At 65.3% G+C, this 24217-nt stretch carries 31 protein-coding genes; 15 read left to right on the plus strand and 16 right to left on the minus strand.

From position 1 onward, the window contains the following. Positions 1-191: 191 nt before the first annotated feature. The 5 genes from G8O24_RS31955 to G8O24_RS31975 all read right to left on the minus strand — a co-directional run bounded on the left by G8O24_RS31955 (position 192) and on the right by G8O24_RS31975 (position 4427). Positions 192-809 carry a hypothetical protein gene (locus tag G8O24_RS31955; protein ID WP_188106319.1) on the minus strand — a complete coding sequence of 206 codons (618 nt, stop codon included), beginning with the start codon at positions 807-809 and terminating at the stop codon, positions 192-194. Between the two features lie 119 nt (positions 810-928). Then, positions 929-1696, minus strand: coding sequence for a peptidoglycan editing factor PgeF (pgeF, locus tag G8O24_RS31960; RefSeq protein WP_188106320.1), 768 nt, complete (start codon positions 1694-1696; stop codon positions 929-931). Then, positions 1693-2814 (minus strand): class I SAM-dependent methyltransferase, encoded by a 1122-nt coding sequence (locus G8O24_RS31965; protein WP_188106322.1) that lies wholly within the window; start codon positions 2812-2814, stop codon positions 1693-1695. The genes pgeF and G8O24_RS31965 overlap by 4 nt, the downstream gene beginning before the upstream one ends. Positions 2815-2835: 21 nt before the next feature. Continuing rightward, complete coding sequence (gene lgt / locus G8O24_RS31970; RefSeq protein WP_188106324.1) at positions 2836-3681, minus strand: prolipoprotein diacylglyceryl transferase; 846 nt, start codon at positions 3679-3681, stop codon at positions 2836-2838. A 14-nt stretch (positions 3682-3695) separates the two neighbouring features. Then, a complete protein-coding gene (locus tag G8O24_RS31975; RefSeq protein WP_188106326.1) occupies positions 3696-4427 on the minus strand; it encodes a dienelactone hydrolase family protein in 732 nt (243 codons plus the stop codon). Positions 4428-4611: 184 nt separating this feature from the next. Between G8O24_RS31975 and G8O24_RS31980 the strand changes: the two genes are divergently transcribed. The 4 genes from G8O24_RS31980 to ychF all read left to right on the plus strand — a co-directional run bounded on the left by G8O24_RS31980 (position 4612) and on the right by ychF (position 7542). Further along, positions 4612-4863 carry an accessory factor UbiK family protein gene (locus G8O24_RS31980; protein WP_057741966.1) on the plus strand — a complete coding sequence of 84 codons (252 nt, stop codon included), beginning with the start codon at positions 4612-4614 and terminating at the stop codon, positions 4861-4863. 183 nt (positions 4864-5046) lie between these two features. Then, positions 5047-5772 (plus strand): 50S ribosomal protein L25/general stress protein Ctc, encoded by a 726-nt coding sequence (locus tag G8O24_RS31985; RefSeq protein ID WP_188106327.1) that lies wholly within the window; start codon positions 5047-5049, stop codon positions 5770-5772. A gap of 61 nt (positions 5773-5833) precedes the next feature. Further along, complete coding sequence (gene pth / locus G8O24_RS31990) at positions 5834-6439, plus strand: aminoacyl-tRNA hydrolase (protein WP_188106329.1); 606 nt, start codon at positions 5834-5836, stop codon at positions 6437-6439. A 5-nt stretch (positions 6440-6444) separates the two neighbouring features. Continuing rightward, positions 6445-7542, plus strand: coding sequence for a redox-regulated ATPase YchF (ychF, locus tag G8O24_RS31995; RefSeq protein WP_188106331.1), 1098 nt, complete (start codon positions 6445-6447; stop codon positions 7540-7542). 123 nt (positions 7543-7665) lie between these two features. On the opposite strand, the gene G8O24_RS32000 is transcribed toward ychF, so the two are convergent. Further along, positions 7666-7962 (minus strand): DUF4282 domain-containing protein, encoded by a 297-nt coding sequence (locus G8O24_RS32000; protein WP_188106333.1) that lies wholly within the window; start codon positions 7960-7962, stop codon positions 7666-7668. Between the two features lie 159 nt (positions 7963-8121). On the opposite strand from G8O24_RS32000, the gene G8O24_RS32005 reads away from it, so the two are divergent. The 3 genes from G8O24_RS32005 (at position 8122) to G8O24_RS32015 (ending at position 9401) form a co-directional block, all read left to right on the plus strand. Beyond that, positions 8122-8574, plus strand: a complete 453-nt coding sequence (locus G8O24_RS32005) for a MaoC family dehydratase (RefSeq protein ID WP_188106335.1) — start codon at positions 8122-8124, stop codon at positions 8572-8574. Continuing rightward, entirely contained in the window at positions 8574-9053 is a 480-nt protein-coding gene (locus G8O24_RS32010) for a MaoC family dehydratase (RefSeq protein ID WP_188106337.1), read from the plus strand. The genes G8O24_RS32005 and G8O24_RS32010 overlap by 1 nt, the downstream gene beginning before the upstream one ends. Before the next feature lie 201 nt (positions 9054-9254). After that, positions 9255-9401: a hypothetical protein gene (locus G8O24_RS32015; protein WP_188106339.1), complete on the plus strand. Its 147-nt coding sequence runs from the start codon at positions 9255-9257 to the stop codon at positions 9399-9401. Between the two features lie 60 nt (positions 9402-9461). Here the strand turns inward: G8O24_RS32015 and G8O24_RS32020 are convergent, their stop codons facing one another. The 5 genes from G8O24_RS32020 to G8O24_RS32040 all read right to left on the minus strand — a co-directional run bounded on the left by G8O24_RS32020 (position 9462) and on the right by G8O24_RS32040 (position 12805). Beyond that, a complete protein-coding gene (locus G8O24_RS32020; protein ID WP_188106341.1) occupies positions 9462-9599 on the minus strand; it encodes a hypothetical protein in 138 nt (45 codons plus the stop codon). Positions 9600-9920: 321 nt separating this feature from the next. After that, positions 9921-10343, minus strand: a complete 423-nt coding sequence (locus tag G8O24_RS32025) for a hypothetical protein (RefSeq protein ID WP_188106343.1) — start codon at positions 10341-10343, stop codon at positions 9921-9923. A 171-nt stretch (positions 10344-10514) separates the two neighbouring features. Next, on the minus strand, positions 10515-11438 hold the full coding sequence (locus G8O24_RS32030) for a hypothetical protein (RefSeq protein WP_188106344.1): 924 nt from the start codon (positions 11436-11438) through the stop codon (positions 10515-10517). A 227-nt stretch (positions 11439-11665) separates the two neighbouring features. Then, positions 11666-12106: a nuclear transport factor 2 family protein gene (locus G8O24_RS32035; protein ID WP_188106346.1), complete on the minus strand. Its 441-nt coding sequence runs from the start codon at positions 12104-12106 to the stop codon at positions 11666-11668. A gap of 246 nt (positions 12107-12352) precedes the next feature. Further along, positions 12353-12805, minus strand: a complete 453-nt coding sequence (locus G8O24_RS32040; protein WP_188106348.1) for a nuclear transport factor 2 family protein — start codon at positions 12803-12805, stop codon at positions 12353-12355. Positions 12806-13044: 239 nt separating this feature from the next. Between G8O24_RS32040 and G8O24_RS32045 the strand changes: the two genes are divergently transcribed. Together G8O24_RS32045 and G8O24_RS32050 are read left to right on the plus strand one after the other, a co-directional pair. Next, complete coding sequence (locus G8O24_RS32045; RefSeq protein WP_188106350.1) at positions 13045-13293, plus strand: hypothetical protein; 249 nt, start codon at positions 13045-13047, stop codon at positions 13291-13293. A 96-nt stretch (positions 13294-13389) separates the two neighbouring features. Continuing rightward, positions 13390-13569: a hypothetical protein gene (locus G8O24_RS32050; RefSeq protein WP_188106351.1), complete on the plus strand. Its 180-nt coding sequence runs from the start codon at positions 13390-13392 to the stop codon at positions 13567-13569. A 117-nt stretch (positions 13570-13686) separates the two neighbouring features. Here the strand turns inward: G8O24_RS32050 and uvrB are convergent, their stop codons facing one another. From uvrB to G8O24_RS32070, 4 genes are all read right to left on the minus strand, one after another. After that, positions 13687-16653, minus strand: a complete 2967-nt coding sequence (gene uvrB, locus G8O24_RS32055) for an excinuclease ABC subunit UvrB (protein WP_188106353.1) — start codon at positions 16651-16653, stop codon at positions 13687-13689. 92 nt (positions 16654-16745) lie between these two features. After that, positions 16746-16976 carry a hypothetical protein gene (locus G8O24_RS32060; protein WP_188106355.1) on the minus strand — a complete coding sequence of 77 codons (231 nt, stop codon included), beginning with the start codon at positions 16974-16976 and terminating at the stop codon, positions 16746-16748. A 45-nt stretch (positions 16977-17021) separates the two neighbouring features. Continuing rightward, entirely contained in the window at positions 17022-17249 is a 228-nt protein-coding gene (locus G8O24_RS32065; protein ID WP_128968334.1) for a hypothetical protein, read from the minus strand. Positions 17250-17423: 174 nt separating this feature from the next. After that, positions 17424-18338, minus strand: a complete 915-nt coding sequence (locus G8O24_RS32070) for a LysR substrate-binding domain-containing protein (RefSeq protein WP_188106357.1) — start codon at positions 18336-18338, stop codon at positions 17424-17426. A gap of 310 nt (positions 18339-18648) precedes the next feature. On the opposite strand from G8O24_RS32070, the gene G8O24_RS32075 reads away from it, so the two are divergent. From G8O24_RS32075 to G8O24_RS32085, 3 genes are all read left to right on the plus strand, one after another. Further along, a complete protein-coding gene (locus G8O24_RS32075; RefSeq protein WP_188106359.1) occupies positions 18649-19428 on the plus strand; it encodes a TSUP family transporter in 780 nt (259 codons plus the stop codon). Beyond that, positions 19425-19655, plus strand: coding sequence for a hypothetical protein (locus G8O24_RS32080; protein WP_188106361.1), 231 nt, complete (start codon positions 19425-19427; stop codon positions 19653-19655). Before G8O24_RS32075 ends, G8O24_RS32080 begins: the two co-directional genes overlap by 4 nt. 127 nt (positions 19656-19782) lie before the next feature. Further along, complete coding sequence (locus G8O24_RS32085; protein ID WP_188106362.1) at positions 19783-20481, plus strand: glutathione S-transferase family protein; 699 nt, start codon at positions 19783-19785, stop codon at positions 20479-20481. Positions 20482-20641: 160 nt separating this feature from the next. Here G8O24_RS32085 and G8O24_RS44540 read toward each other — a convergent pair whose 3' ends face one another. Then, positions 20642-20839: a cysteine-rich CWC family protein gene (locus tag G8O24_RS44540; protein ID WP_244646104.1), complete on the minus strand. Its 198-nt coding sequence runs from the start codon at positions 20837-20839 to the stop codon at positions 20642-20644. A 114-nt stretch (positions 20840-20953) separates the two neighbouring features. Here G8O24_RS44540 and G8O24_RS32090 point away from each other — a divergent pair, with 114 nt between their 5' ends. The 3 genes from G8O24_RS32090 to hmuQ all read left to right on the plus strand — a co-directional run bounded on the left by G8O24_RS32090 (position 20954) and on the right by hmuQ (position 24217). Beyond that, entirely contained in the window at positions 20954-22522 is a 1569-nt protein-coding gene (locus G8O24_RS32090; protein WP_188106364.1) for a DUF1800 domain-containing protein, read from the plus strand. A gap of 4 nt (positions 22523-22526) precedes the next feature. Continuing rightward, the gene (locus G8O24_RS32095; protein WP_188106366.1) at positions 22527-23744 is read left to right on the plus strand and encodes a DUF1501 domain-containing protein; all 1218 of its coding nucleotides are present in this window, start codon (positions 22527-22529) and stop codon (positions 23742-23744) included. Between the two features lie 149 nt (positions 23745-23893). After that, positions 23894-24217, plus strand: a complete 324-nt coding sequence (gene hmuQ / locus G8O24_RS32100; protein WP_188106367.1) for a heme-degrading protein HmuQ — start codon at positions 23894-23896, stop codon at positions 24215-24217.

Raw genomic sequence — 24217 nt, forward strand, 5'->3', positions numbered from 1 at the left:
CGCTTCCTCCCGCGCTTTGCTGGATACGACGTTCAACATCAGAGAATACCCACTGACAGCACGGTTACGACGAGCGAGCAAATATCAGGCCGGAGGCCGCAATGGCAACCCGGGATGCTACGTTTTCCCTCTGAAAATCCTGAGTCGGGCCAACGGTTTGGCCGCAAACCAGGCCCGTGGTTTAGCGGTGGTTATTGTGGGGCATAGCCGAGCGCCGTGGCCGGCATCTCGGCCGCAGGCGCCTCCGGCGTCACGCTTGCCACGGCCGGCCCGCGCAAGCCAGGTACAGTGCCCGGCGTATCCGGCGTTCCGTTGATCATGTTGGAAAGTCCGCTGAATCCGGCCTGGGCGATCTTTCGCAGCACCAGATCGTCGGCGGCGGCCCACGGATCCTTTCCGCCCCTGGTGGCGGTCGGCTCCTCACCGGAGAGGCGGAGCGCCCGCTGCTGGTTGGCGTCGTAGACGTCCCACACCCATGCGATCACGGTCTTGCCGCGCACCACCTGGGCGGAGAGGTAGCTGCGCACACGGTAGGCAGCCGCCCCCTCGCGGGAGACAATCGAGAGGCTGCGCAGCTTGGATTCGCTGTCGAGCACCCCGACCATGCGGTCGAACACCTGTGGCGGCGGTCCGTCGATCGACTCGAAGGCCACCGTCGCGCCGGAGCCGGCGCTTGCTGCCGCCATCGCATAGGAATTGGCGGGCACGTTGCCGCCGGCACAGCCGGCCAGCGCCGTCGCTGCCGCCAGCAGCACGACCGCAAGCACGCGCGAACCCGCGCGGCGCAGAAGAGATGACGCTTCCCTCATTGAGGGCAGCGATATCGTTAAAATCGATTAAGGTCTAGGGCGGAGGCGACACAGGTCCGGTGCATTACGGGCACGAAGTTCGTGCATCGCCCCGGAATGAAACGACGTTGCCTGTGTGTTCACGTCTCCAGCGCGATCGCGTGAACGTGACGGCCGTAATCCGGCTCCTTGCGATGCACCGAACGCCGATAGCTGAAGAAGCGCTCGTCGACGTAAGTGTCGAGACCGAGATCGTCGATCATCAGAATGCCCGCAGCCTCCAGCCGCTTGCGGATGAAGCCGGCGAGGTCGAACATCGCATGGCCCTCCCGCACTGAGGGAATGAAGAACACGGCGTTGTCCGCGTCGGCTTCGATGAAGCGTGCGACGAACTCGTTCCCGACCTCGTAGCTGTCCTGGCGGATCAAGGGACCGATCGCGGCGATGATGCCGCTGCGCCTCGCGCCGAGCTTTTCCATGGCGGAGATCGTCGCTTCCAGCACCCCCGTCAGCGCGCCCTTCCAGCCGGCATGCGCGCCGCCGATGACACGCGAATGGGGATCGACGAACAGCACCGGTCCGCAATCGGCGGCGGAGACCCCGAGCGCGATGCCCGGCGTCTTCGTCACCATCGCATCGCCCTTTGGCCGCGGCCCGGTTGGCCATGGGCTATCTGCGACGAGCACGTCGGGCGAATGGATCTGGTGCAGGCTGACGAAACGATCGGCGGCGACGCCGACATGCTCGGCCATGCGGCGCCGGTTCTCCGCGACGAGGGCTTGGTCGTCGTTGGAGCCGAGCCCGCCATTCAGCGCCGAATAGATGCCGCTGGAGACGCCGCCCTCGCGGGTGAAGAAGGCATGGCGCAGGCCGGGCACCGCCGACAGCAGCGACGAAGTGAGGGTCATTTATCGCCTCCGGCGTGCTCGAGATCGCTGAGGCCGGCAAGGCCCGTCAGCCGCGGCTCGGAGATGCCGAGCACCTTGAACATCGCGCCCATGCCGCTGCGCCCGGTGTCGGTCAGCCGCTTCAGCGCGATGGAAATGTCGGTGGCCACCTCGGGCGTCGCCTTCGACATCAACGCTGCCGCGCGGGTGTCGATGCCGACCCGCTTGAGGAAGTCGCCCTGTGTCACCGGTCCATGCACGCGGGCGCCGACGTCCTCGGCGGCGCGCGCGAGCGCCTGGAAGTCGACATGGGCGGTCACGTCGGCCTGGCCCGGCGCCTTCAGGGGATCGGTGAAGCTGTGGCGTGCGATGGCCTGGAAGGTGTCGCCGGCATCACTGCGCAAATGCCCGTAGTCGATGATCAGCGCCGCGCCGTCCTGGTCGCGCACGCGCGTGGCGAGCTTCATGATTTCCGTATCGGGGCGCCACTCGAACACCGCGCCGACGGGGGCCGCGCGTACCAGAGGCGGCAGCAGCACGTCGAAGCGCGGCGTCGGCTCGGAGGCGGCGCCGAACTGCAGGTTGCCGTTGGGGTCGATCTCGATCACGCGCTCGTGCCAGCCGTCCTCGCGCTTCACCATCTGATGGATCGGCAGCACATCGAAATATTCGTTGGCGAGGATGATGCCGGGACCATCAGGCACGTCGTCGATGCTGTCGTGCCAGGTGATGCTGTTGCGCACGCCCGATAGCGTCGCACTCTGCCGTTCGCGCAGGACGGGATTGACCTCGACCATGTGGATGTGAAGGGCCTGATAGAGCGGCGGCAGTACGCGAAGCGCGCGCAGCGCGTCCGCCATCATGGTGCCGCGGCCGGGGCCGAGCTCGATCAGCCGCAGCAGCTGCGGCGAGCCCATCTGTTTCCAGACCGACGCGGTCCACAAGCCCAAGAGTTCGCCGAACATCTGGCTGACCTCGGGCGCGGTGGTGAAGTCGCCCTCACGCCCGAGCGGATCGCGCGAGACGTAGTAGCCGTAGTGCGGATGCATCAGGCACAGTTCCATGTACCGCCACACCGGCATGGGGCCCGAGGATTTGATCAGCGCCTTGATCTCGTTGAGTAGCGGCTGTTCGGTCACGGCTCGTCTTCTCGAAAGGAATTAATGAATGGCCTCGACGGGCTGCGGCGCACCGCGCCTGACAGCCCTTACAACAAGTATACTGCCGACGAGTAGCATCGGGATCGACAGCAGCATGCCCATGGTTAATCCGCCCCAGAGGAAGCCGAGCTGGGCGTCCGGCTCGCGGAAGTGTTCGCCGGCGATCCGGGTCAGGCCGTAGATCAGGATGAAGGCACCGAGGATCATGCCCGGGCGCTTCAGGGCGCCGAAGCGGATCATGATGGCCAGCACCGCGAACAGCAGGATGCCTTCCATGCCGGCCTCGTAGAGCTGGCTCGGATGGCGCGGCAGGTGCGTCGGATCGTTCGGGAAGATCATGGCCCAGGGAACGCTCGCATCGGTGGCGCGGCCCCATAATTCGCCATTGATGAAATTGGCGATACGCCCGAGCAGCAGCCCGATAGGGGCGACGGCAGTGGTGATGTCGCCGAGTGACAGGATCGAGATGCCGGCCCGATGGGCGAACCACATCACCGCGACCACGCAGCCGAGGAAGCCGCCATGGAACGACATGCCGCCTTCCCACAGCCGGAAGATCGCCGCGGGATGATCGATGAAGAAGGGCAGATTGTAAAACAGCACGTAGCCGGTGCGGCCGCCGAGGATGATACCGAGCGTGACCCAGAGGATGAAGTCATCGATCTGCACCAGTGACATCGGTGCGGGGCCGCCCCACAGACGCTCGTTCTTCAGCAGCGAGCGCGCATAGAGCCAGCCGATGACGATGCCGCCGATATAAGCGAGCGCGTACCAGCGGATTGCAAACGGTCCGATGGCGACAGCGATCGGGTCGAAGGACGGAAAGTCGATGAGGAGAAAGGGCATCAGGCCTTCTATCTCTAGACGAGGTTGCGGCGATAGAGCGCCAGCAGACGCTCCCAATGCCGCTCGGCCGCGTCGCGGTCATAGACCGGACGCTTGGGAAAGGCGAAGCCGTGATGGGTGCCGGGATAGATCTCGACCTCGGCTTTCGCGCCGCTCATGCCCTGCTTGACCTTCTCGATGATTTCGGTCGGCGCATAGATGTCGGTCTCGGCGCAGGCGAAATAGAGTTCGGCTTTGGTCTTGCCTGCCGCCAGATGCGGGCTGTCGTCCTGGTCGGTCGCAAGCTGCGTGCCGTAGACCGAGGCGGCGGCCTTGACGCGTTCCGGGAAATGCGTCGCGGCGTTCACCGCATAGCGGCCGCTCATGCAATAGCCGACGGTGCCGACGATCTCAGTGTTCGCGGCGGCCTGGCCCTCCGCATGGGTGAGCAGCGCGCGCGTGTCGTCCATGATCATGGGAATGGTGAGCGAGCCCATCAGCGCGAACATGCGCTTGCGCTCCGGCGCGTTCGGGTCAGCCGGCAGCGCGCCGAGCTCCATCACGCCGGAACGGTAATAGAGGTTCGGCAGCATCACGTAATAGCCCGAGGTCGCGAGCCGGCGCGCCATGTCGCGCAGCTCCTCGCGGATTGCCGGCGCGTCCATGTAGAACAGGATGACCGGGAAGGGGCCGCCGCGCTCGGGATGGACGATGAAGGTCGCGGTGTGGCCGTCCTTGGTGGGAATTGCGATCTGCTGCTCGATCATGCCGTGCGTTCCGCCTTGTGATTCCCTGACATGCAGGGACGTTGAATACGATTGCAAGGAAACCGGGGCATGACAAGGATACCGCTGCTGCGGCCCTTGAACCTGTCACCGCGGATTGCCATTGTCTTTTCGCGCGTTCGCGCAAAGTTTATCGGGGCATCAAAAGACCGATCAGGAGACCGACATGACCCAGACCACCAACCGGTTTTTCGACGAGATCGGCCGCATGATGAACGACGCCGCCGGAGCGGCCCAGGGCGTCAAGCGCGAGTTCGATACCGTGATGCGCAACCAGGCCGAGAAGTTCCTGCGCGACATGGATCTGGTCAAGCGCGAGGAGTTCGAGGCGGTCAAGGACATGGCCCGCCTGGCGCGCGAGGAGAACGAAGCCCTGAAAGCGCGCATCGCGGCGCTGGAAGCCAAGCTCGGCGGGTAGAGGCGCCTTTACCCTCCCGGGGATAGGAACCCCAGGCTACCGGCCCATTCTCCTTGTCATTTCCGCATCTTCCGGGTAAAAGCCCGCCAGTTCGTGGCCCCCGCACCCCTGGAGGCTTGCTGCGAACCATGCCATGGGCCGCGCTGCGGCCCATTAACTTTTGCAAAAACAAGGACTTAAACTATGGCGACGACCGTCAAGGAATTGAAGGCGACCGCACGTCCGAAGAGCGGCAAGGGGGCCGCCCGGGCAGAGCGTCGCGCCGGGCGCGTGCCCGGAGTGATCTATGGTGATAACCAGCCCCCGCTGACGATCTCGATTGCAGATCGTGAACTGCGCCAGCGCATCCTCGCCGGCCGGTTCCTGACCACGCTGGTCGACATTGACCTCGAGGGCAAGAAGCACCGCGTGATTCCGCGCGACTATCACCTCGACCCGGTCAAGGACTTCCCGATCCATGTCGACTTCATGCGTCTCGGCGAAGGCGCCACGATCCGCATCAGCGTCCCGCTGCATGTCGTGAAGGCCGAAGGTTCGCCCGGCGTGAAGCGCGGCGGCACGGTCAACATCGTCGCCCACGCCATCGAGCTCGAATGCGGTGTCGAGAACATTCCGCAGTACATCGAAGCCGACGTCGGCTCGCTGGAAATCGGTCACTCGCTGCATCTTGCCGACGTCAAGCTGCCGGCCGGCGTGAAGGCCCTGACCCGAGAGGATGCAACCCTCGTCACCATCGTGCCGCCGTCCGGCTACGCCGAAGAGCAGAAGGCCGCGGCTGCGGCTGCTGCTGGTGGCGCGGCTCCGGCGGCTGGTGCTGCTCCGGCGGCGGGCGCTGCGGCTCCGGCCGCGGGTGCTGCTGCTCCGGCCGCTGCCGCCAAGGCTCCGGCCGGCGGCGACAAGAAGAAGTAATCCTTCAAAAGAGCTGGCGCGCGGTCATCGATCGCGTGCCGGCTGAGGGGCGCGCCGCGTCATGCGACTCTTTGTTGGGCTCGGCAATCCCGGCGCGAAATACGCACGTAACCGGCACAATATCGGCTTCATGGCCGTCGACGAGATCGCGCGGCGTCATGGTTTTTCACCATGGCGCCGCAGGTTTCAGGGCGAGGCGTCGGAAGGCACGCTCGGCACCGAGCGCGTGATCCTGCTCAAGCCCACGACCTACATGAACGAGTCCGGCCGCAGTGTTCAGGAGGCCGCGAGCTTCTTCAAGATCGCGCCTGGCGACACCACGGTGTTTCACGACGAGCTCGAGCTGCCACCGGGCAAGGTGCGGGTGAAGATCGGCGGCGGCATCGCCGGTCACAACGGTCTGCGTTCGATCTCGGCGCATATCGGCAACGAATATCGCCGTGTCAGGCTCGGCATCGGTCATCCCGGCGTCAAGGAACTGGTGCACGGCCACGTGCTGTCGGATTTCGCCAAGGCCGACAACGAGTGGGTGACGACGCTCTGCGACGCGGTGGCCGAGCACGCCGCCCTGATCGTCAAGGGCACGGACGCGACCTTCGCCAACAGGGTGCACCTGGCGATGCAGGCGAAGGGATTTTTGACCAAGGACGAGAACGGCAAGGAATAACGCTCGTGGGATTCAAATGCGGGATCGTCGGATTGCCCAATGTCGGCAAGTCGACCTTGTTCAATGCGCTGACCGAGACGGCCGCGGCGCAGGCGGCGAACTATCCGTTCTGCACCATCGAGCCGAATGTCGGCGAAGTCGCCGTGCCCGATCCCAGGCTCGACAAGCTCGCGGCGATCGCCAAGTCGGGTCAGATCATCCCGACCCGGCTCACCTTCGTCGACATCGCCGGCCTCGTGCGCGGCGCCTCCAAGGGCGAAGGCCTCGGCAACCAGTTCCTCGCCAACATCCGCGAGGTCGACGCCATCGCGCATGTGGTGCGCTGTTTTGAAGATTCCGACATCACCCATGTCGAGGGCAAGATCGCCCCGCTCGCCGACATCGAGACCATCGAGACCGAGCTGATGCTCGCCGACCTCGACAGTCTCGAGAAGCGCGTCGATAATTTGACCAAGAAGGCCAAGGGCAACGACAAGGACGCCAAGGAGCAGCTCGACCTCGTCAACCGCACGCTGGTGCTGCTGCGTGACGGCAAGCCCGCGCGCCTCGTCGAGCGCAAGCCGGAAGAGGAGCGCGCCTTCTCGATGCTCGGCCTGCTCTCGTCAAAGCCGGTGCTGTATGTCTGCAACGTCGAGGAAGGCTCGGCGGCGACCGGCAACGCCTTCTCCAAGGCGGTCGAGGAGCAGGCGGCGAAGGAAGGCGCGGTTGCCGTCGTCATCTCCGCCAAGATCGAATCCGAGATCGCCACCATCTCGCGGGAGGAGCGCGCCGACTTCCTGGAGACGCTCGGCCTGGAGGAGGCCGGCCTCGATCGCCTGATCCGCGCCGGCTATGCGCTGCTCCAGCTCATCACCTATTTCACGGTGGGCCCGAAGGAAGCGCGGGCCTGGACCATCCATCGCGGCACCAAGGCGCCGGGCGCGGCCGGTGTGATCCACACCGATTTCGAGAAGGGCTTCATTCGTGCCGAGACCATCGCCTATGAGGACTACGTCGCGCTGGGCGGCGAGGCCGGTGCGCGGGATGCCGGCAAGCTGCGTCTCGAGGGCAAGGAATACGTCGTCGCCGACGGCGACGTGATGCATTTCAGGTTCAATACGTAAGCTGCAACGGCGGTGCCGTAGGGTGGGCAAAGCGAAGCGTGCCCACGCATTCCTTGTGATCGAGAGAGATGGTGGGCACGGCGCTTTCGCGCCTTTGCCCACCCTACGGTGCCGGCATCCGGGTTACCGCAACCCGCCGCCCTGATCCCTGATCGCGCCGAGGTGCTCGTTGATGCGGAACACGATCAGGATCAATTCCGCGGCGATGCGCGAGAACACGACACCGACGATGACGCCGGCGATCGACTCCAGCACCACCAGGAAGCCGGCGAACGGGCTGATCGCCATCGCGGTGAGGCCTGCAAAGATTCCGGAGAGGCCGAACAGGCAGATCACGCCGATCACCAGCCAGTAGAAGGTCTTGATGATCGTCGGCGTGATGAAGCGGTCCCATTGAAACAGATCGCTGAATGAAAACATCTCTCTCCCCCGGGCAGATCGTGCCGCCGGCCGTGTCATCCCGACAATGAGGCAGGTTTAGCCCGACTCGCCGAATGTAGCACGAGCCATGCGAGCCGGCGGGTTGAGATTGCCGCAAAGTGCGGCCACAATCTGTCCTTCCCGCAAAGCTTTTCCAAGATGACCCTGACCTTCGAAGATTTCCCGCCCGGCCGCTTTGGAACGTTCGGCCCGCGCCACGTCACCCGCGACGAGATCCTGGCCTTTGCCGCCGAGTTCGATCCGCAGCCGATGCATCTCGACGAGGAGGCCGCAGCCAAGAGCATGCTGCGCGGCCTGTCGGGCTCGGGCTGGCATCTCTGCTCGCTGATGATGCGGATGATGGCGGACGGCTTCATCACCCGCGCCGCCTCACTGGGATCTCCCGGCGTCGATGAGGTACGCTGGCTCTCTCCGCTCAGGCCCGGCGACGACCTCATGCTCGATGTCGACGTCGTGGAGGCGCGCACGTCGAAGAGCAGGCCCAATCTCGGCATCGTCAAGTTCAAATGCACGGTGCGCAACGCCAAGGGCGAAGCGCTCGCCGAGATGACCTCGCCGATCCTGATCGCGCGACGCGAAGGAGCGGTCTGATGCGGTTCTTCGAGGACATCGAGATCGGCCAGCGCCGCGATATCGGCGCCTATACGTTTACCGCGGAGTCCATCAAGACCTTTGCGGCGAAGTTCGATCCGCAGCGCTTTCACCTCGACGAAGAGGAGGGCAAGAACTCGCTGTTCGGCGGCTTGGCGGCCTCGGGCTGGCATGTCGGCTCGGCCTGTATGAGCCTGCTTGTCGCTGACGGTCAACGCCTGGCGCGTGAAGCCGCTGAACGCGGCGAGGAGGCCGCGGTGTGGGGGCCGTCACCGGGCTTTCGCGACCTGCGCTGGATCAAGCCGGTGCTATCAGGCGACACCATCAACTATACCAACGTCGTCATCGACAAGCGCAGCTCAGCTTCGCGCCCTGGCTGGGGCATTCTGACCGCCCGCACCACCGGCACCAACCAGCGCGGCGAGGAGGTCTATTCCATCACCGCCAGCGCCTTCGTGCCGATGCGCAAGAGCGCTTAGACCAGTTCCAGAATGAACGGCCGAAATGAGCGCGCGAGTGTTGCCCGCGCGCTATGGACGCGATTCGGGGCTGCTGCCATAAGCCTTCCGAGATGGCCGGCCGATGCGAACCAGTTTGCCGGAACCATCGAGTTGCTAACCAATTATGAACCTGTCGCTGTCTATTTGAACGAACTGGGCAGAGGACAGGGGACGAGAACCATGGCAGACCGCGGCGCACTCAAACTGGTCGGATTTATCTTCGCTACCGCGACGCTGGCTGTGATGCTGGTGGCCGGCATGGTGGTGAAGGGCTACGCCGATGGCGCCTACACCCTGGAAGCCTCGACGATCGACGCGAGCCGTTAAGCGCTCGTTAACTCCGCGGGGCCACGAAATGGCCTCCGCGCGGGGCCGCGGCCTCCGTCGTCAGCGGCTATAGACGAACGCGAGAATCGCGATCGCAACCGCCAGCAGCCCGACAAAGCGCAGCATGATGGTCCCGAACGGGTTCGGCGCGGGCCGCAGCGGTATCGGGTCCGTGGTGTCGGGCCGAATGCTTTCCATCTGAGATGTCCCCAAGGCCCGGCCGTCAGCGGCACGGGCGCTTGGCTTTGGTCGCGGGGATGGGGCGGGGGGTTCAAGGGTGACTCTTTACCTCGCCCCGCTTGCGGGGAGAGGTCGGAATTTGCGTGAGCAAATTCCGGGTGAGGGGGTACAGGTCCCTCGACACTCTCGCACGTGGAGAGAGGCCCCTCACCCCAACCCTCCCAGCGCGAGCCAAGCTCGTCGCGTCCCCGTAACAACGGGGAGAGGGAGACGATCCCGGAATCAAAACCGCCGCGCCCTTTTCAGGACGCGGCAGCTCATGATGTCAGGTGCTGGCGATCAGCTGTTGCGCAGGCCGTCGGCGGCGCGCTTCCACTGGGCGACGTTGTCGGCGATCATGCGGGTCGACTTCATCGCGGCCTGGCTGAGCTGGGCATAGCCGGAGATCTCGCGCTGGACGCGCTGGCCTTCGGCATGGAGCAGGTCGCGCAGGCTCTCGAGCTCGGAGATCAGATTCTCGATCTCGGCGAGCGAGGTGCCGGCGACGCGCTGGATCAGCGAGTTGACGTTGGTGACGGTGGCCTCCGCGCTCGGATCGAGCGGCGGCGCGTCTGTGGTGGTCGCAGCCGGGCGGCGCAGATAGGCGATGTCATTACGGACGAAATCGCGGATGCCGGCTTCGACCTCGGTCACGGCGGCGAGGTTGCTGTCGACCGTTTCGGTCTCGGTGGCTTCGATCTTTTCCGGGCGGATGGCGTTCATCGTATTCCCCTGTTCGCGTTGAGCGCAGCGCGAGTGTCCCCCGCACGACGATGTGTGTCAGGCCGGTGCATCTGTGCGCCGGATTTTGACGGCAACGCGGCCGATATGCGGCAAGGGCGGACCATTCGGGGGTTTTGACGTGGCGTATGGTTAGGGAAGTCTAAAGAAGCCTCACCAGCTCTTCTTGAAACCCGCCGTCACGCTCTTGTTGATCGCGCCTTGCGAGGTTTCGCCGACCGAGCCGGATACGGTGACGTTGTCGAACAGCTTCTGTTCGGCGCCGACCTTGCCCAGCCATTTGTCGTCCGTGGTCGACATCGTCCGGCCCGCGGTAATGCTGGTGCCGGTGTCGGTGATCGTCACCTTCGCGGACTGGTCGGTCTCGTAGTTGCGGGTGACGTGGCCGCCGACGCCGGGGAGCGCCGTGGTGCCCTGCTGGTTGACGCTGTAGCCGTTCTGCAGCGTCAGCTGTGTGTCGCTCGACAGCGGCATCGATTTGGTCAGCGAGGCCCCGAGCTTGCTCTGCTCGGCGCCGGGATCGACGCGGGCTTCCACCGCGGTCTTGTCCCAGACCGGACCCGCGCCCGGCGCGGTCGCGGCGGCCCAGGCGCTGCCGGAGGACTGCGGCAGGTTGCCGCCATTGGCGGCTTTCTGGGCCAATAGCTCCGACATCGTGGTCGGCTCTTTCGCCACCGTCATGTCGGCACCGACGCGGGTGTCCCAGAACGAGGACACCGACTGCTTCACGGTCACCGCCGAGGAGCCGTTGGCATTGGCGTTGGTCGCCCAGTCCATGCCGTCCTTGGCCGCGGCCTTGGCGCGTTTCTTGGCCGCGATGATGTCGTTGAGCGTGCCGGCGTCGATGGCGAGCTGGCTCCAGTCGAGCTTGTCGACGTCGATGCCCTTGAGCACGTCGGGATCGTTGACGTCAGGGGTCGTCTCGGCGACCTCGTCGGCCTCCTCGTCAGGGGCGGTCGCGGCGGGAGGAGGGGAGAAGGGCGGGATGATCTGCGCCTGGGCGCTCGGCACAGCGCCGACAATGAACGCGGCCGCCAGCGGCAGCCTGATCCAGCCGAAACCTGTCTTGAATTCCATAGTCCTTGCCCGCAAGCCCAGTTCATGCGGATGATAGCGGCGCTATCGTCGCAAAATTGTGGCGCTCGCACCATCGCAAATGACGAACCAACGGGCCGCGCGCGAGATCGCACGCGCCCGATGACGAGCCTCTCCACGATGCGCGTCCGGCGGGGCTGGAGGCCAGAACGCGTCGCGGGAGCATCAGTCGACCGGTCCCGAACTCTCGGAGCCCGTTGGCGTCCCCCTCAGCCGACGCTGGTCATCTTTGGCAGATGAATGGCGCGGCCGAGTGCCTGTTCGACCAGGTCGAAAGTGTCGACCAGCACGCGCATGCTGGTAAGCCGGTCCGCCCTGAACTGGGCGAACTGGGCCACGCGCAAGCTGATCGGCTTGTCCGAATCCAGCGCGGTGAGCGAGTAGCGCAGCATCGAGGAGGCGGAATCGACGCCCAACATGATGCTCTCGCGCTCGAAGCGGCGGACGCGGAAATTGTCGGCGAGCTGGCGGATGACCTGGAGCACGGCCGCCTTGCCCTGGCGCGCGCCGAGGAAGGGGAACATGTCGATCGGACCATAGATGGCCCACTCGACGTCCTCGTCGATCAAGGCCTCGATATCCTCGAAATGCCGGTCGTTGATCGCGCGGTGCAACGCCCGCGAGAAACGCCAGAGGCTGTGCTCTGTCATCTGGGATCGTCCTGAAACTGGCTTGCGGAAAAACGACGACAACCCCCTGCAACGGTGCCGCGGGGTTGCTCAATTCATTTGTGTGCAAACAAATACGGGATTCCGGCAAAAACGCAATTCACGTTTTCGCAATGCACAAGTGAGCGCGAAATGTGAGATTTGCAATAGAACCCCGTAATCTTACCGGGATCCGCTCGGTCTGGCCTCCGAGTCGGCGAGCCAGGCTGGCTTTCGCCAGGACGACGCCTAGTCCTCTTTCGTCGCCGCGCCCACGATCAGGGGTCCGATCTCCTGCTCCAGCACCTGCTGCACCAGATCGTAGGAATCGATGATCTCGCGGATCTGCGCGATCTGCCCGTTCCGGAACGTGTAGAACACCGTCATGTCGAATTGCACGATGCGGCCGTTGCTGCGCTTGGTGAAATAGCCGTGCAGATAAATCGCGACGTCGTCGCCGCCGGCGACGATGTGCGGCGCCTTGTAGCGGATCTCCTGATAGCGCGACCACACCGTCTGCCAGAGCTCGCGCAGTTCGGCCTTGCCGTGACGCGGGCCCAAATGCGGCAGCACGTCGATTGGCGCGTGGGTGAGGAAGTCGACGTCGTCGGTGCAACACGACAGCGCCGCCTCGATGTCGCCGCGTGCGAAGGCGTCGAGCAGATGCAGCACGCGTTGCCTGTTCAACGATTCAACGGTCATGCTGCTACCGCCCGCCTTGGCTGTGGATCGCAAACGCAGTGGCGCCGCTCGCGGGTCCATCCATCAGCAAAGACAACGCAATACCCGGCGATTGGTCGCGCCTCAATGTTCGGGGGTTCACGCCATGCGGGCTGGTTGAGCGCCGGCTCGGCTGCACGCCGTGACGGCGGCGGGCGCGGGAACCCGGACCCGCCTGTGCTCGTTGAGACGGCGGATACCAGCATTTGGAGATATCACCCATGAAATGCCCGCTGATCGCCGTCACGGCCGCGCTTCTGATCCTGGGCGCAAGCTCCGCCGCCAATGCCAAGGGCTGCATCAAGGGCGCCATCGTCGGCGGCGTCGCCGGCCATTATGCCGGCCATCACGGTGTGCTCGGCGCCGCCGCCGGCTGCCTCTACGGCCGCCACCACGCCAAGGAACAACAGGAGCAGCAAGAGAAGCAGCAGCAGCAACAGAGCCAGGTGAACGGCCAGGGCAAGCTGTAGCGGCGCTGAAAACCTCGCCCGGTCTCTCTTCTATCCGGCATGCCCCGATGGTAAATTCCAGCCGCTAGCGCTGGAGTTGAGCCGGGCGAGGGGACAATGGACGTCGGGAAGCTCGCCTGGGGTGTCGTCCTCGCAATCCTGTTCCTGTTTTTCCTCCTCGCTTTCGTGAGACGCGCTTCGCGCACGCAGGGCGTCAAATACAATTGGCTTGGCGTCTTGTTGTCGTTCTCGACGATCGGCCTCGCCATCTACCTCGTGTTCTTCCGCCAGCTCTGATGCTGTGCTGCTGCTGACGACAATTCCGGGGTAAGAAACGCTCGTCATTCCGGGGCGCCGCGCAGCGGCGAGCCCGGAATCCATGGCTACGACAAGCGCCGACGGAACTTCGCCGCCCTACCTCTTCTTCCACCCACCCCGTCGCCCCGGCGCGCCACCCGTCGACTTCGGCGCGGGGCCGAACTCCGGACCCGACTGCCGTGAGTCCGTCGGCTGGATGATCCGGCTGTTTCCGCCGAACGGCTTCGACGGCAGGCTCGGGCTCTCGCGATAGGGCAGCGATTCCGGGCCGTGCATCTCATCGAGATGCGGCTTATGGATCCGTGAGCCCTTAGCCCCGCCGGCCTTGAGCGCGGTTGCGGCGCTCTTGTTCTTCATGGCGCTGACGGGCAGGTTCGCGGCGTCGCCGTACTTCCGGGTGCCGGCATAGGCGCCGGCCCGGGTCGTGACAGCGCGCTGCTTGGCGGTGGGATCGTCGACCACGGCGAGCTCGGTGGCGCGCAGGCGCTTGACTTCGTCGCGCAGGCGCGCGGCTTCCTCGAAGTTCAGATCGGCGGCGGCCTCGCGCATCCTTGTCTCGAGATCGGCGAGCACGGCTTCGAAATTGTGGCCGATCGAGATGACGTCGTCGGTCATGTCGTGACCGCCGACCTCGACCAGCACGTGGTCGCGCTCGTAGACCGAGTTGAGGATGTCGCCGATGTGCTTCTTCACGCTTTCAGGCGTGATGCCGTTCGCGGTGTTGTACTCGACCTGCTTCTCGCGGCGGCGGTTGGTTTCGGCGATGGCGCGCTCCATCGAGCCGGTCATCTGGTCGGCGTAGAGGATCACCTTGCCGTCGACGTTGCGCGCGGCGCGGCCGATGGTCTGAATCAAGGACGTTTCACTGCGCAAAAAGCCTTCCTTGTCGGCGTCGAGAATGGCGACCAGCGCGCATTCGGGAATGTCGAGGCCCTCGCGCAACAAATTGATGCCGACCAGCGCGTCGAAGGCGCCGAGGCGGAGATCCCTGATGATCTCGATACGCTCGATGGTGTCGATGTCGGAATGCATGTAGCGGACGCGAATGCCCTGCTCGTGCAGATATTCGGTGAGATCCTCCGCCATGCGCTTCGTCAGCACCGTGATCAGCGAGCGATAGCCGGCCTGCGCGGTGGCGCGGACCTCGCCGACGAGATCGTCGACCTGGGTGCGGGCCGGGCGAATATCGACAGGGGGATCAATAAGCCCGGTCGGCCTGATCACCTGCTCGACGAACACGCCGCCGCTCTCGTTCAGCTCCCAGCTGCTCGGGGTCGCCGACACCGCGATGGTCTGCGGCCGCATCATGTCCCACTCCTCGAAACGCAAGGGGCGGTTGTCCATGCAGGAGGGCAGACGAAAACCGTATTCGGCCAGCGTTGCCTTGCGGCGGAAGTCACCGCGGAACATGGCGCCGATCTGCGGGATGGTGACGTGGCTTTCGTCGGCGAAGATCAGCGCGTTGTCGGGGACGTATTCGAACAGCGTCGGCGGCGGCTCGCCGGGGCGGCGCCCGGTAAGATAGCGCGAATAGTTCTCGATGCCGGCGCAGCTGCCCGTCGCTTCCATCATCTCAAGGTCGAAGGTGGTGCGTTGCTCCAGCCGTTGCGCTTCGAGCAGACGTCCCTGATTGTTGAGCTGGTCGAGCCGCAGCTTCAGTTCCGATTTGATCGACTTGATCGCCTGCACCAGCGTCGGGCGCGGCGTCACATAGTGCGAGTTGGCGTACATCTTGATGAATTCGAGCTCGTCCTGCTTGTGGCCGGTGAGCGGATCGAACTCCTCGATGGTCTCGATGCTGTCGCCGAACAGATTCACCCGCCAGGCGCGGTCTTCATAGTGCGCCGGGAAGATGTCGATGACGTCGCCGCGAACGCGAAACGTGCCGCGGGTGAAATCGGCCTGGGTGCGCTTGTACTGGAGCGCGACGAGGTCGGCGATGAGCTGGCGCTGATCGATGCGCTCGCCCTTCTTCAGCGCGAAGGTCATCGCGGTGTAGGTCTCGACCGAACCGATACCGTAGATGCAGGACACCGAGGCGACGATGATGACGTCGTCGCGTTCGAGCAGCGCGCGCGTCGCTGAGTGGCGCATGCGGTCGATCTGCTCGTTGATCGAGGAATCCTTCTCGATGTAGGTGTCGGTGCGCGGGACATAGGCTTCCGGCTGGTAGTAATCGTAATAGCTGACGAAGTACTCGACCGCGTTGTCGGGGAAGAAATTCTTGAACTCGCCATAGAGCTGGGCGGCGAGCGTCTTGTTCGGCGCCAGGATCAGGGCCGGGCGCTGCGTCGCCTCGATCACCTTGGCCATGGTGTAGGTCTTGCCCGAGCCGGTGACGCCGAGCAGCACCTGCGAACGGTCGTTGCGCTCGATGCCCTCGACCAGCTCCTTGATCGCAGTCGGCTGGTCGCCGCGCGGCTGGTATTCCGACTTGATCTCGAAGCGCACGCCGCCTTCGGACTTCTCCGGGCGCGGCGGCCGGTGCGGCGTCCACACCTTCATGGAGCCGTCGTCCTTGCGGAACTCGGGCCGACCCTCGCGGATCAGCGATTCCAGCGCATCGGCCGTGGCCTTGACGCCGAGCGCCTCCATCTTGCTGCGCGGCGGCCGCGCCAGTGCCTCGGCATCGTCCTCCTCGGTGGGAAGGCCGAGCTGGCGCGCCAGTTCCGGATCGAGGGTCGGAATCGTGGCCGCAGTTCCGTAATTGGCCTGCGGAGCCTCCTCGAAACCCTCGGTCGAACTGCGCGCCCCGACCGGCTGCGGATTGGGCCGCAGCGGCATCGGCCGCGTCGAGTCCTGCGGAAACTGCTTTTGAATGTCCTTGGGGGTCGAGGCGCGTGCCCGATGCGCGGCGGCCTCGCCTCCGGCGCGGCGGTCGCGCGAATTGTCGGGCGGCGGCTGCAATCCGGTGCCCGAGCCAAGCCCGGCATCGCCCCGGTTGATCGCAGGATTGAGCAGTTCGGCCAGCGCAGGCCCGATCGGCTGAACGTCAGGCCGATGTGCCTTCGAATTCGGCGCCTTGGTTTTGGGGGATTTTGGGGGGGCAGGTTTCTTCGCCATGAGGCGAATATGGGACGAGTCCGCCCCTCAGAAAAGGGCGAATGCCGTCCCGGGAACAGGCTGCTGACAGCAGGTTGGCAGCAGCCTGCGCGTCACGCCGCCGGCAGCGGTCCGTCGCCGTCCACGACCATCAGGCGGGGCTCGAGAATGTCGAGATGGATGCTGCCGCAATCGCTGCAGCGCATGGTCCAGTACTCGCAGCCGGCGCGACCGCCGATCACGCGAAGCACCGTGAGATCGCCGTCGCATTCCGGGCAGATTGAGAGCACCGGGCGCGCGTAAATTCGCGGCCGCCCGCCGTCTTCGCATTCGATCACTGACATGGTCAGGTGTCCCCCCTGTTATGCCGCGTTGTCGCTCAATCTCGCCTATTCGTCATCGCTGTCGTCGGCGTGCCGGCGGAAGCGGTCGATGTGATGCTTGGCGTCGGCTATCGCGGCGTCCGGATCGGGCCAGGCGAAGCCGACTTCCATGGTCGGAAACAGCACGCCGTCGATGGCAACCGGGCTCAAATCGGCGCGCCGGATACGGGCGTGCCACAGTCCCTTGCCAGCTTCGAAGGATTCGATGTCAAAGCCGTCGTAAAGGGTCGTCATTGGTAGTCCCCAAAATGTTCGATGTCGGAGGGTTAGAGGACCACGTTTGAAGATTTCGGCGTGTGAACCGGTTCACAAACGTCCGGCTTTTTCGGCCAGACGGCTGATGCGCCAGAGCGTATTCAGGCGAAGTGGATACCGGTTCGCGTCGAGAAAACGCGTCAAAACCAGAATCTAGTTCCGCCCGGCGGTCCGTCCGACCCGTTTCGGACGGGCGGCGGGTTCCGCGGCGGCGCGCATGATCCAGCGGCGAAACGCGGCAAAGTCGCGCTGTTCAGTCTGGAAACCGCGGTAGAGCAGATACCAGCGCATGCCCTTGGGCACCGAGAGGTCGAACGGCGCCACCAGCCGTCCGGCGGCGAGGTCGTCGTCGATATAGGGGCGGATGCCCATGGCGATGCCGAGCCCGTCGGCGGCGGCCTGCAGCGCCTGGCCGTAGAACTGAAACTCCGGACCCCGTGCGTTGATGCGGGTGAGGCCTGCGGCCTTCAGCCAGATCGGCCAATCGTCCGGCGAATGCGTGACGCGGATCAGGCCGGGCCCTTTGAGATCGGCCGGCCGCTTCAGGCCGCTGGCGAGGCGGGGCACGCAGACCGGCGTCAAATCGCCCGCGAACAGCGGTTCGGCAACCAGCCCCGGCCAGTCGCCGGTGCCGAGCTTGATGCCGCAGCTCCAGTCCTCGCCGAACGGCACCTCGGCGCCGCCGGTGGTGAAGCGCACCTCGATGTCGGGCTCTTCGCTGCGAAACTCCGACAGCCGCGGGATCAGCCAGCGCATCGCGAACGTATGGCCGACGCCGATGGTCAGCACGCGCACGCTCGCCGGCGCCGTGACCTGCGCGGTGAGGCTGGCGAGCGCGTCGAAGATCGGCGTCAGCCCGCTCTGATAGGCGCGGCCGGCCTGCGTCAGCACCAGCCTGTTCGCCTTGCGCTCGAACAGCGCGACGCCGAGCCGTTCTTCCAGGAGATGCACCATGCGGCTGACGGCGGCGGCCGACACGCTCAGTTCGACGCCGGCTGCGGCAAAGCTGCCGGTCCGCGCCGCCGCCTCGAACGCCTTGATGCCGTTGAGAAAGAGCAGCCGCCGCAAAGTTCGTACCCTCAGGAAACCTGATGCCAGGCCAAGATAACTCAGTTTGCGCAGGTGGAGCAAGCGAGGCACAAATATCCTTGGAGTTCATGCTGATTTGCCGAAGCCGAGGCGGTGTGCTTCGCCTCTCCCCGCCTGCGGGGAGAGGCCGACACCCGCAGCGTGGCGGTTGAGGGGGACTCTCCGCGAATCCGACTGTCACCTCCCTCGCGGAGATTCCCCCTCGCCCCAACCCTCTCCCCGCACGCGGGGCGAGGGAGAACGAACAGTCTGCGTCCCTAACTTTGCTGATCCACAGGAGAATTCTCACGTGACGCCCATCATGATCGCTGCCCTTGGATTGCTGATGGTCGCCACGGCGTTCCTGTCGGGGCTGTTCGGCATGGCGGGCGGGCTGATCCTGATCGGCGTGCTGCTGGCCCTGATGCCGCTGCCGACTGCGATGGTGCTGCACGCGATCACGCAGATGGCTTCGAACGGCTGGCGCGCTCTGCTGTGGCGCGCGCATATTCGCTGGCGGCCGGTCGCGAACTACATGGTCGGCGCCGCCATCGCGCTCGCGGCGTGGTCGCTCACCCGCTACGTGCCCGATAAGCCGATGGCGCTGCTGATGCTGGGCGCGACGCCCTTCATGGCGCGGCTGCTGCCGGCCAACATCAAGCCCGACCCCGACCAACTCTGGCAGGGCACGGTCTATGGCACGATCTGCATGGGCCTGATGCTGATGACCGGCGTTTCCGGTCCGCTGCTCGACACCTTCTTCCTCGGCGGCAATTTCGGCCGGCGCGAGAAGGTGGCGACGAAGGCGATGTGCCAGCTCGTCAGCCATTTCACCAAGCTGATCTATTTCGGCGGCATCATCGACCAGGCCGCCTCGCTCGATCCGGTCCTTGCCGGCGTCGCGATCGCAGCGTCCATGCTCGGAACCACGCTGGCGCGACGCATTCTCGAAGCCATGACCGACCAGCAATTCATCGCCTGGTCGAACAAGCTGATCACCACCATCGCCTGCTACTACATCGCCTATGGTGGCTGGCTCTTCGTGCGCACGCCGGTGCTGGCTGCCTTGACCAAGGGAGGTTTGCAATGAGCGAGACGGCCGACCCGCTGGTGCTTGATTTTGTCGAATGGATCGCGCGCGAGCCGCGCGCCTATGCCGAGGTGATCTCGACCTGGAAGACCTCGTGCCCGCGCCTCACCATCTGGGAGGACGCCGCAGACCGCGGCTTCGTCGCGCGCGAGACGCTGCCCGGCCTCGGCCTCGTCATTGCCGTGACCGAGGACGGCGAGAGGCTGCTGCGAACCAACGGGCGGTAGCGCCACATCGTCATTGCGAGCGCAAGCGAAGCAATCCAGAATGCCTCCTCGGAAGCAGTCTGGATTGCTTCCGCCTTCGCCAAGGCTTCGGCGGACAAGTCGTCGCGCTCGCAATGGGAATACCAACATGTCGCTCAAGCTCTACGAACTCGTCGGCACCGATGCCTCGCGTCCCTTCAGCCCCTATTGCTGGCGTACGCGGATGGCGTTGGCGCATAAGGGGTTGACGGCGGAATCGCTGCCGTGGCGGTTCACCGAGAAGAGCGCGATCGCACCGCACGGCTCGGAGAAGGTCCCGGTGCTGCTGCATCACGGCACGCCCGTGGTCGATTCCTGGACGATCGCTAGATATCTCGAAGACAATTTTCCGGATCGTCCGTCGCTGTTCGGCGGCGAGGGTGGGCGCGCCATGGCGCGCATGATCAACGCGTGGGGCGACATCGCCATCGTCGGGGGCATCTTTCCGCTCATCATTGCCGACATCCCGAACAATCTGGCGGAAATCGATGCCGCCTATTTCCGAAAGTCGCGCGAGACGCGTTTTGGCGGCAAGAGCCTGGAACAGGTCATGGCGAGCCGCGACACCGCCGTCGTTGGATTCCGCAAATCGCTGGAGATCATGCGGCAGACGTTCAAGACGCAGCCGTTCATTGGCGGAGCCGCGCCGAACTATGCCGACTACATCGTGTTCGGCGGTTTCCAATGGGCGCGCGTGGTGAGCCCGTTCAGGCTGCTCGAGGCCGATGACCCCGTTTATGCCTGGCGCGAAAAGCTGCTCGATGCGTTCGACGGCATGGCGCGGAAATCGCCGGGGTATCCGGTGTAGGGCACACCGTCATCCCGGCGAAGGCCGGGATCCATACCGCGTGATCTATCGTGTGTGTCTGGTCGGAGTACCAACGACCAGTCTTCGCATAATTTCTCCCTGGGGGTATGGGTCCCGGCCTTCGCCGGGACGACATTGATTATGTTGTGCGCGCTCGCGTCTAACGCAGAGCCGCCGCCTTGCGCAGACATTCCCGGCACAAACAATCCTCGCCTTTCACCGGCATCGGCAGCTTGGCCGTCTCCTCCGCGCACCAGCAATCGCCCGAGAGATCGCAACCGAACTCGGCGCCGCATCGGGAACAGGCAAGGCGCCGCGGGGCCGGTTGCGGGAGCGCCATTTCTTGCGGATTTGTCATGATCTACGTCGGAGCTTTGCCGTCATTTTCATGTCGGGTTCATCTGTCGCTGCGGTATATTAGGCGCCGCGCACGGACTCGAAAAGCGGTCGGCAGCGCGCGGAGGACAAACCGATGGCCCGCGATTCGCAAGCCGCCCTCGTCGCGCTGAACCGCTTCGGCTTCGGGGCCCGCGGCGGCGCATCCGGCGATCTCGTCAATGCCGCCTCGGATCCGCGCGGATTCGTGAAGGCGGAACTGGCGCGTCCCTTCGGCGTGCTGCTGGAGGCGCCAGGGCTGCAATCGACGCCGCAGCTCGGGCAGGCGGCATTTGCCTATCAGGACCAGGTCAAGCAGGCGCGCGAGGCAGCGAAGGCTGCGACGCCGACCGAAGCGCCGGTGCCGCCCGCCGAGCAGAAGCCGGACAACCAGTTACGGCGTAATCTCTCGCTCGATACGGTCATGACCGAGATTGCCGGTCAGATGGCCGAGACCAAACCTGCCGACACCAAACCCGCCGACGCGATGAAGCCTGACAGCGCGCCGCCGGGCGCCGCTGCGCCGGCTGCTGCGAAGCCGGCGCAGCCGCTCAACGTGATCCAGAAGATCTTTCGCACTGAAGCGCTGGCGCGGCTGCAGCGCGCGATGTTGGTCGATTGCGGCTTCACCGAGCGCCTGGTCGTGTTCTGGTCCAACCATTTCTGCATCTCCGCCAGCAAGGGCGAGCTGGCGCGGATGTGGGCCGGCGCGTTCGAGCGCGAGGCGATCCGTCCGCATGTGCTGGGGCGCTTTGCCGACATGCTGAAGGCGGTGGAGCAGCATCCGGCGATGCTGTTCTTCCTCGACAACCAGCAATCGCTCGGACCGGATTCGCGCGCCGGCCAGAACCGCAAGCGCGGACTGAACGAAAACCTCGCGCGGGAAATCATGGAACTGCATACGCTCGGCGTCGGCGGCGGCTATACGCAAGAGGACGTCACCTCGCTCGCGCGCATCATCACCGGCTGGACCTTTGCCGGCCGGAAAGGGCAGATCGGTGCGCCCGGCTCCTTTGCCTTCAATGCCAATGCGCATCAGCCTGGGCCGCAGGTGCTGCTCGGCAAGACCTATGAGGCGAATGGCCTCGCCCAGGGCGAGGCAGCGCTCGCCGACATCGCGCGTCATCCCTCGACGGCGAACTTCATCGCCACCAAATTCGCCCGCCACTTCGTCGCCGACGATCCGCCGCCGGCGCTGGTGGCGCGTTTGCGCGACGTCTTTGTCAGGACCGACGGCGACCTCAAGGCGGTGGCTACGGCTCTGGTCGATTCCGACGAAGCCTGGATGGCGCCGCTGACCAAGATGCGCTCGCCCTACGATTTCCTGGTCGCGAGCGGGCGGCTGCTCGCGCGCGTGCCGGAGGATCCCGGCTTCTATCTCAACAGTCTGAACCTGCTTGGCCAACCCTTGTGGACGCCGGCCGGCCCCAACGGCTTTCCTGACACCGCCGCGGCGTGGGCCGCGCCCGAGGGCATGAAGCTCCGGCTCGACATCGCCTCGCAGATGGGCGCGCGGCTCGGACCCAACATCGATCCGCTCGACCTTCTGGAATTCGCCGCCGGCGATGCGGCATCGGCCGAAACGCGGCGGACCATCGAGCGCGCGGAATCGCGCCAGCAGGCCCTGGCGCTGCTGCTGATGTCGCCGGAACTGCAGAGGAGATGAAGATATGATCGACTGCGTCGAAAACCGGCTCCTCACCTCGCGCCGCGGCCTTCTGCTCGGCGGCGCCTCCTTCGCGGCCTGGGCCTATTTGCCGAAATTCGCCCGCGCGGCGGACGGGCGCGACCCGCGTATGGTCGTGGTGATCCTGCGCGGCGCGCTCGACGGGCTCGCCACCGTCGCGCCGGTCGGCGACCCCGATTATGCCGGCCTGCACGGCTCGATCGCGCTTGCCGCGGACGGCGCACATCCTGCCATCAAGCTCGACGGTTTCTTCGCGCTGCATCCGGAGATGCCGGAATTTGCCCGCATGTACCGCGACCAGCGCGCCGCGGTGATCCATGCCGTTTCGACGCCCTATCGCGATCGCTCGCATTTCGACGGCCAGGACGTGCTCGAAAGCGGCTATGCCGGTCCGGGCCGGGTGCAGTCCGGTTGGCTCAATCGCGCGCTCGAGGCGCTGCCGCGCGGCGAGCGCGTGTCGAGCGGGCTTGCCGTCGGTCCCACCACGCCGCTGGTGCTGCGCGGCAATGCGCCGACCGTCGGCTGGGCGCCGGTCGCGCTGCCGCAGGCCGACGACGACACCGCGATGCGACTGGTCGATCTCTACCGTCACCGCGATCCCGTGCTGGCCTCGGCGCTGTCGCAGGGGCTTCAGCTGGAGAAGGCTGCAACCGGCGACGACATGAAGCCGAAGCCCGGCAATCAGGTTGCGCAGATGCGCCAGGTCGCGCGCGGCGCTGCCAAACTGATGGCCGCCGATGACGGCCCGCGCATCGCCGCGCTCGCCTTCGACGGCTGGGATACGCACGCCAATGAAGGCGGCCCGGTCGGGCGCCTCGCCTTTCTGCTCGGCGGTCTGGACGGCGCGCTCGCCGAATTCGAAAGCGGCCTTGGCGATCGCTGGCGCGACACGATCGTCGTCGTCGCCACCGAGTTCGGCCGCACCGCGCGCATCAACGGCACCGATGGCACCGACCACGGCACCGGCACCATCGCACTGCTCGCCGGCGGCGCGGTGAAGGGCGGCCGCGTCATCTCCGACTGGCCCGGCCTCAAGCCTGCCAATCTCTATGAGGGCCGCGACCTCAAGCCCACCACCGATCTCCGCTCCGTCATCAAGGGTGTGCTGCAGGGACAGTTCGACCTGTCGGATCAAGTGCTGGCCCAGACGGTGTTCCCGGATAGCGCCGGCGCAGGGCCGATGAAGGGGCTGGTGGCCTGACCACCACGGCCGTCATTCCGGGGCGCGCGTAAGCGCGAACCCGGCAATCCATCCCTCGACACGTTCTGCCGCCAAATGGATTCCGGGCCCGCGCCTTGCGGCGCGTCCCGGAATGACGACATGATGAGCCGAACAGGAGGAGATCCGCCATGTACATCGCCATGAACCGCTTCCGCGTCGCCAAGGGATCGGAAGTCGCCTTCGAGCAACTATGGCTTTCGCGCGACACGCATCTGGACAAGGTGCCGGGCTTCGTCGAATTCCATCTGCTGAAAGGGCCGGAACTGGAGGACCATACGCTGTATGCCTCGCACACCGTATGGGCGAACCATGCGGCGTTCGAGGCCTGGACCAAGTCGGAAGCGTTCCGCGCGGCGCATGCCCGCGCTGGTGACAACAAGCCCCTCTATCTCGGCCATCCCCAGTTCGAAGGTTTTGAAGTCAAGCAGACGGTCGGACGCGGCGCCCAGTAG

Source organism: Bradyrhizobium campsiandrae (assembly GCF_014529705.1).
GTDB lineage: Bacteria > Pseudomonadota > Alphaproteobacteria > Rhizobiales > Xanthobacteraceae > Bradyrhizobium > Bradyrhizobium campsiandrae.

Excerpts from the sequence above, each read along its gene's own strand:
- G8O24_RS31980 (WP_057741966.1), top strand. The coding sequence starts at position 4,612 with ATGACCCAGACCACCAACCGGTTTTTCGACGAGATCGGCCGCATGATG.
- G8O24_RS32065 (WP_128968334.1), bottom strand. The coding sequence starts at position 17,249 with ATGACGACCCTTTACGACGGCTTTGACATCGAATCCTTCGAAGCTGGC.
- G8O24_RS32030 (WP_188106344.1), bottom strand. The coding sequence starts at position 11,438 with ATGGAATTCAAGACAGGTTTCGGCTGGATCAGGCTGCCGCTGGCGGCC.
- G8O24_RS32085 (WP_188106362.1), top strand. The coding sequence starts at position 19,783 with ATGTCGCTCAAGCTCTACGAACTCGTCGGCACCGATGCCTCGCGTCCC.
- G8O24_RS32095 (WP_188106366.1), top strand. The coding sequence starts at position 22,527 with ATGATCGACTGCGTCGAAAACCGGCTCCTCACCTCGCGCCGCGGCCTT.
- G8O24_RS31955 (WP_188106319.1), bottom strand. The coding sequence starts at position 809 with ATGAGGGAAGCGTCATCTCTTCTGCGCCGCGCGGGTTCGCGCGTGCTT.
- G8O24_RS32015 (WP_188106339.1), top strand. The coding sequence starts at position 9,255 with ATGGCAGACCGCGGCGCACTCAAACTGGTCGGATTTATCTTCGCTACC.
- G8O24_RS44540 (WP_244646104.1), bottom strand. The coding sequence starts at position 20,839 with ATGACAAATCCGCAAGAAATGGCGCTCCCGCAACCGGCCCCGCGGCGC.
- G8O24_RS32025 (WP_188106343.1), bottom strand. The coding sequence starts at position 10,343 with ATGAACGCCATCCGCCCGGAAAAGATCGAAGCCACCGAGACCGAAACG.
- G8O24_RS31975 (WP_188106326.1), bottom strand. The coding sequence starts at position 4,427 with ATGATCGAGCAGCAGATCGCAATTCCCACCAAGGACGGCCACACCGCG.
- G8O24_RS32005 (WP_188106335.1), top strand. The coding sequence starts at position 8,122 with ATGACCCTGACCTTCGAAGATTTCCCGCCCGGCCGCTTTGGAACGTTC.
- G8O24_RS32020 (WP_188106341.1), bottom strand. The coding sequence starts at position 9,599 with ATGGAAAGCATTCGGCCCGACACCACGGACCCGATACCGCTGCGGCCC.
- pth (WP_188106329.1), top strand. The coding sequence starts at position 5,834 with ATGCGACTCTTTGTTGGGCTCGGCAATCCCGGCGCGAAATACGCACGT.
- G8O24_RS32010 (WP_188106337.1), top strand. The coding sequence starts at position 8,574 with ATGCGGTTCTTCGAGGACATCGAGATCGGCCAGCGCCGCGATATCGGC.
- G8O24_RS32090 (WP_188106364.1), top strand. The coding sequence starts at position 20,954 with ATGGCCCGCGATTCGCAAGCCGCCCTCGTCGCGCTGAACCGCTTCGGC.
- lgt (WP_188106324.1), bottom strand. The coding sequence starts at position 3,681 with ATGCCCTTTCTCCTCATCGACTTTCCGTCCTTCGACCCGATCGCTGTC.
- pgeF (WP_188106320.1), bottom strand. The coding sequence starts at position 1,696 with ATGACCCTCACTTCGTCGCTGCTGTCGGCGGTGCCCGGCCTGCGCCAT.
- G8O24_RS32040 (WP_188106348.1), bottom strand. The coding sequence starts at position 12,805 with ATGACCGTTGAATCGTTGAACAGGCAACGCGTGCTGCATCTGCTCGAC.
- G8O24_RS32035 (WP_188106346.1), bottom strand. The coding sequence starts at position 12,106 with ATGACAGAGCACAGCCTCTGGCGTTTCTCGCGGGCGTTGCACCGCGCG.
- G8O24_RS32045 (WP_188106350.1), top strand. The coding sequence starts at position 13,045 with ATGAAATGCCCGCTGATCGCCGTCACGGCCGCGCTTCTGATCCTGGGC.
- G8O24_RS32050 (WP_188106351.1), top strand. The coding sequence starts at position 13,390 with ATGGACGTCGGGAAGCTCGCCTGGGGTGTCGTCCTCGCAATCCTGTTC.
- G8O24_RS32060 (WP_188106355.1), bottom strand. The coding sequence starts at position 16,976 with ATGTCAGTGATCGAATGCGAAGACGGCGGGCGGCCGCGAATTTACGCG.
- G8O24_RS32000 (WP_188106333.1), bottom strand. The coding sequence starts at position 7,962 with ATGTTTTCATTCAGCGATCTGTTTCAATGGGACCGCTTCATCACGCCG.
- G8O24_RS31985 (WP_188106327.1), top strand. The coding sequence starts at position 5,047 with ATGGCGACGACCGTCAAGGAATTGAAGGCGACCGCACGTCCGAAGAGC.
- uvrB (WP_188106353.1), bottom strand. The coding sequence starts at position 16,653 with ATGGCGAAGAAACCTGCCCCCCCAAAATCCCCCAAAACCAAGGCGCCG.
- hmuQ (WP_188106367.1), top strand. The coding sequence starts at position 23,894 with ATGTACATCGCCATGAACCGCTTCCGCGTCGCCAAGGGATCGGAAGTC.
- G8O24_RS32080 (WP_188106361.1), top strand. The coding sequence starts at position 19,425 with ATGAGCGAGACGGCCGACCCGCTGGTGCTTGATTTTGTCGAATGGATC.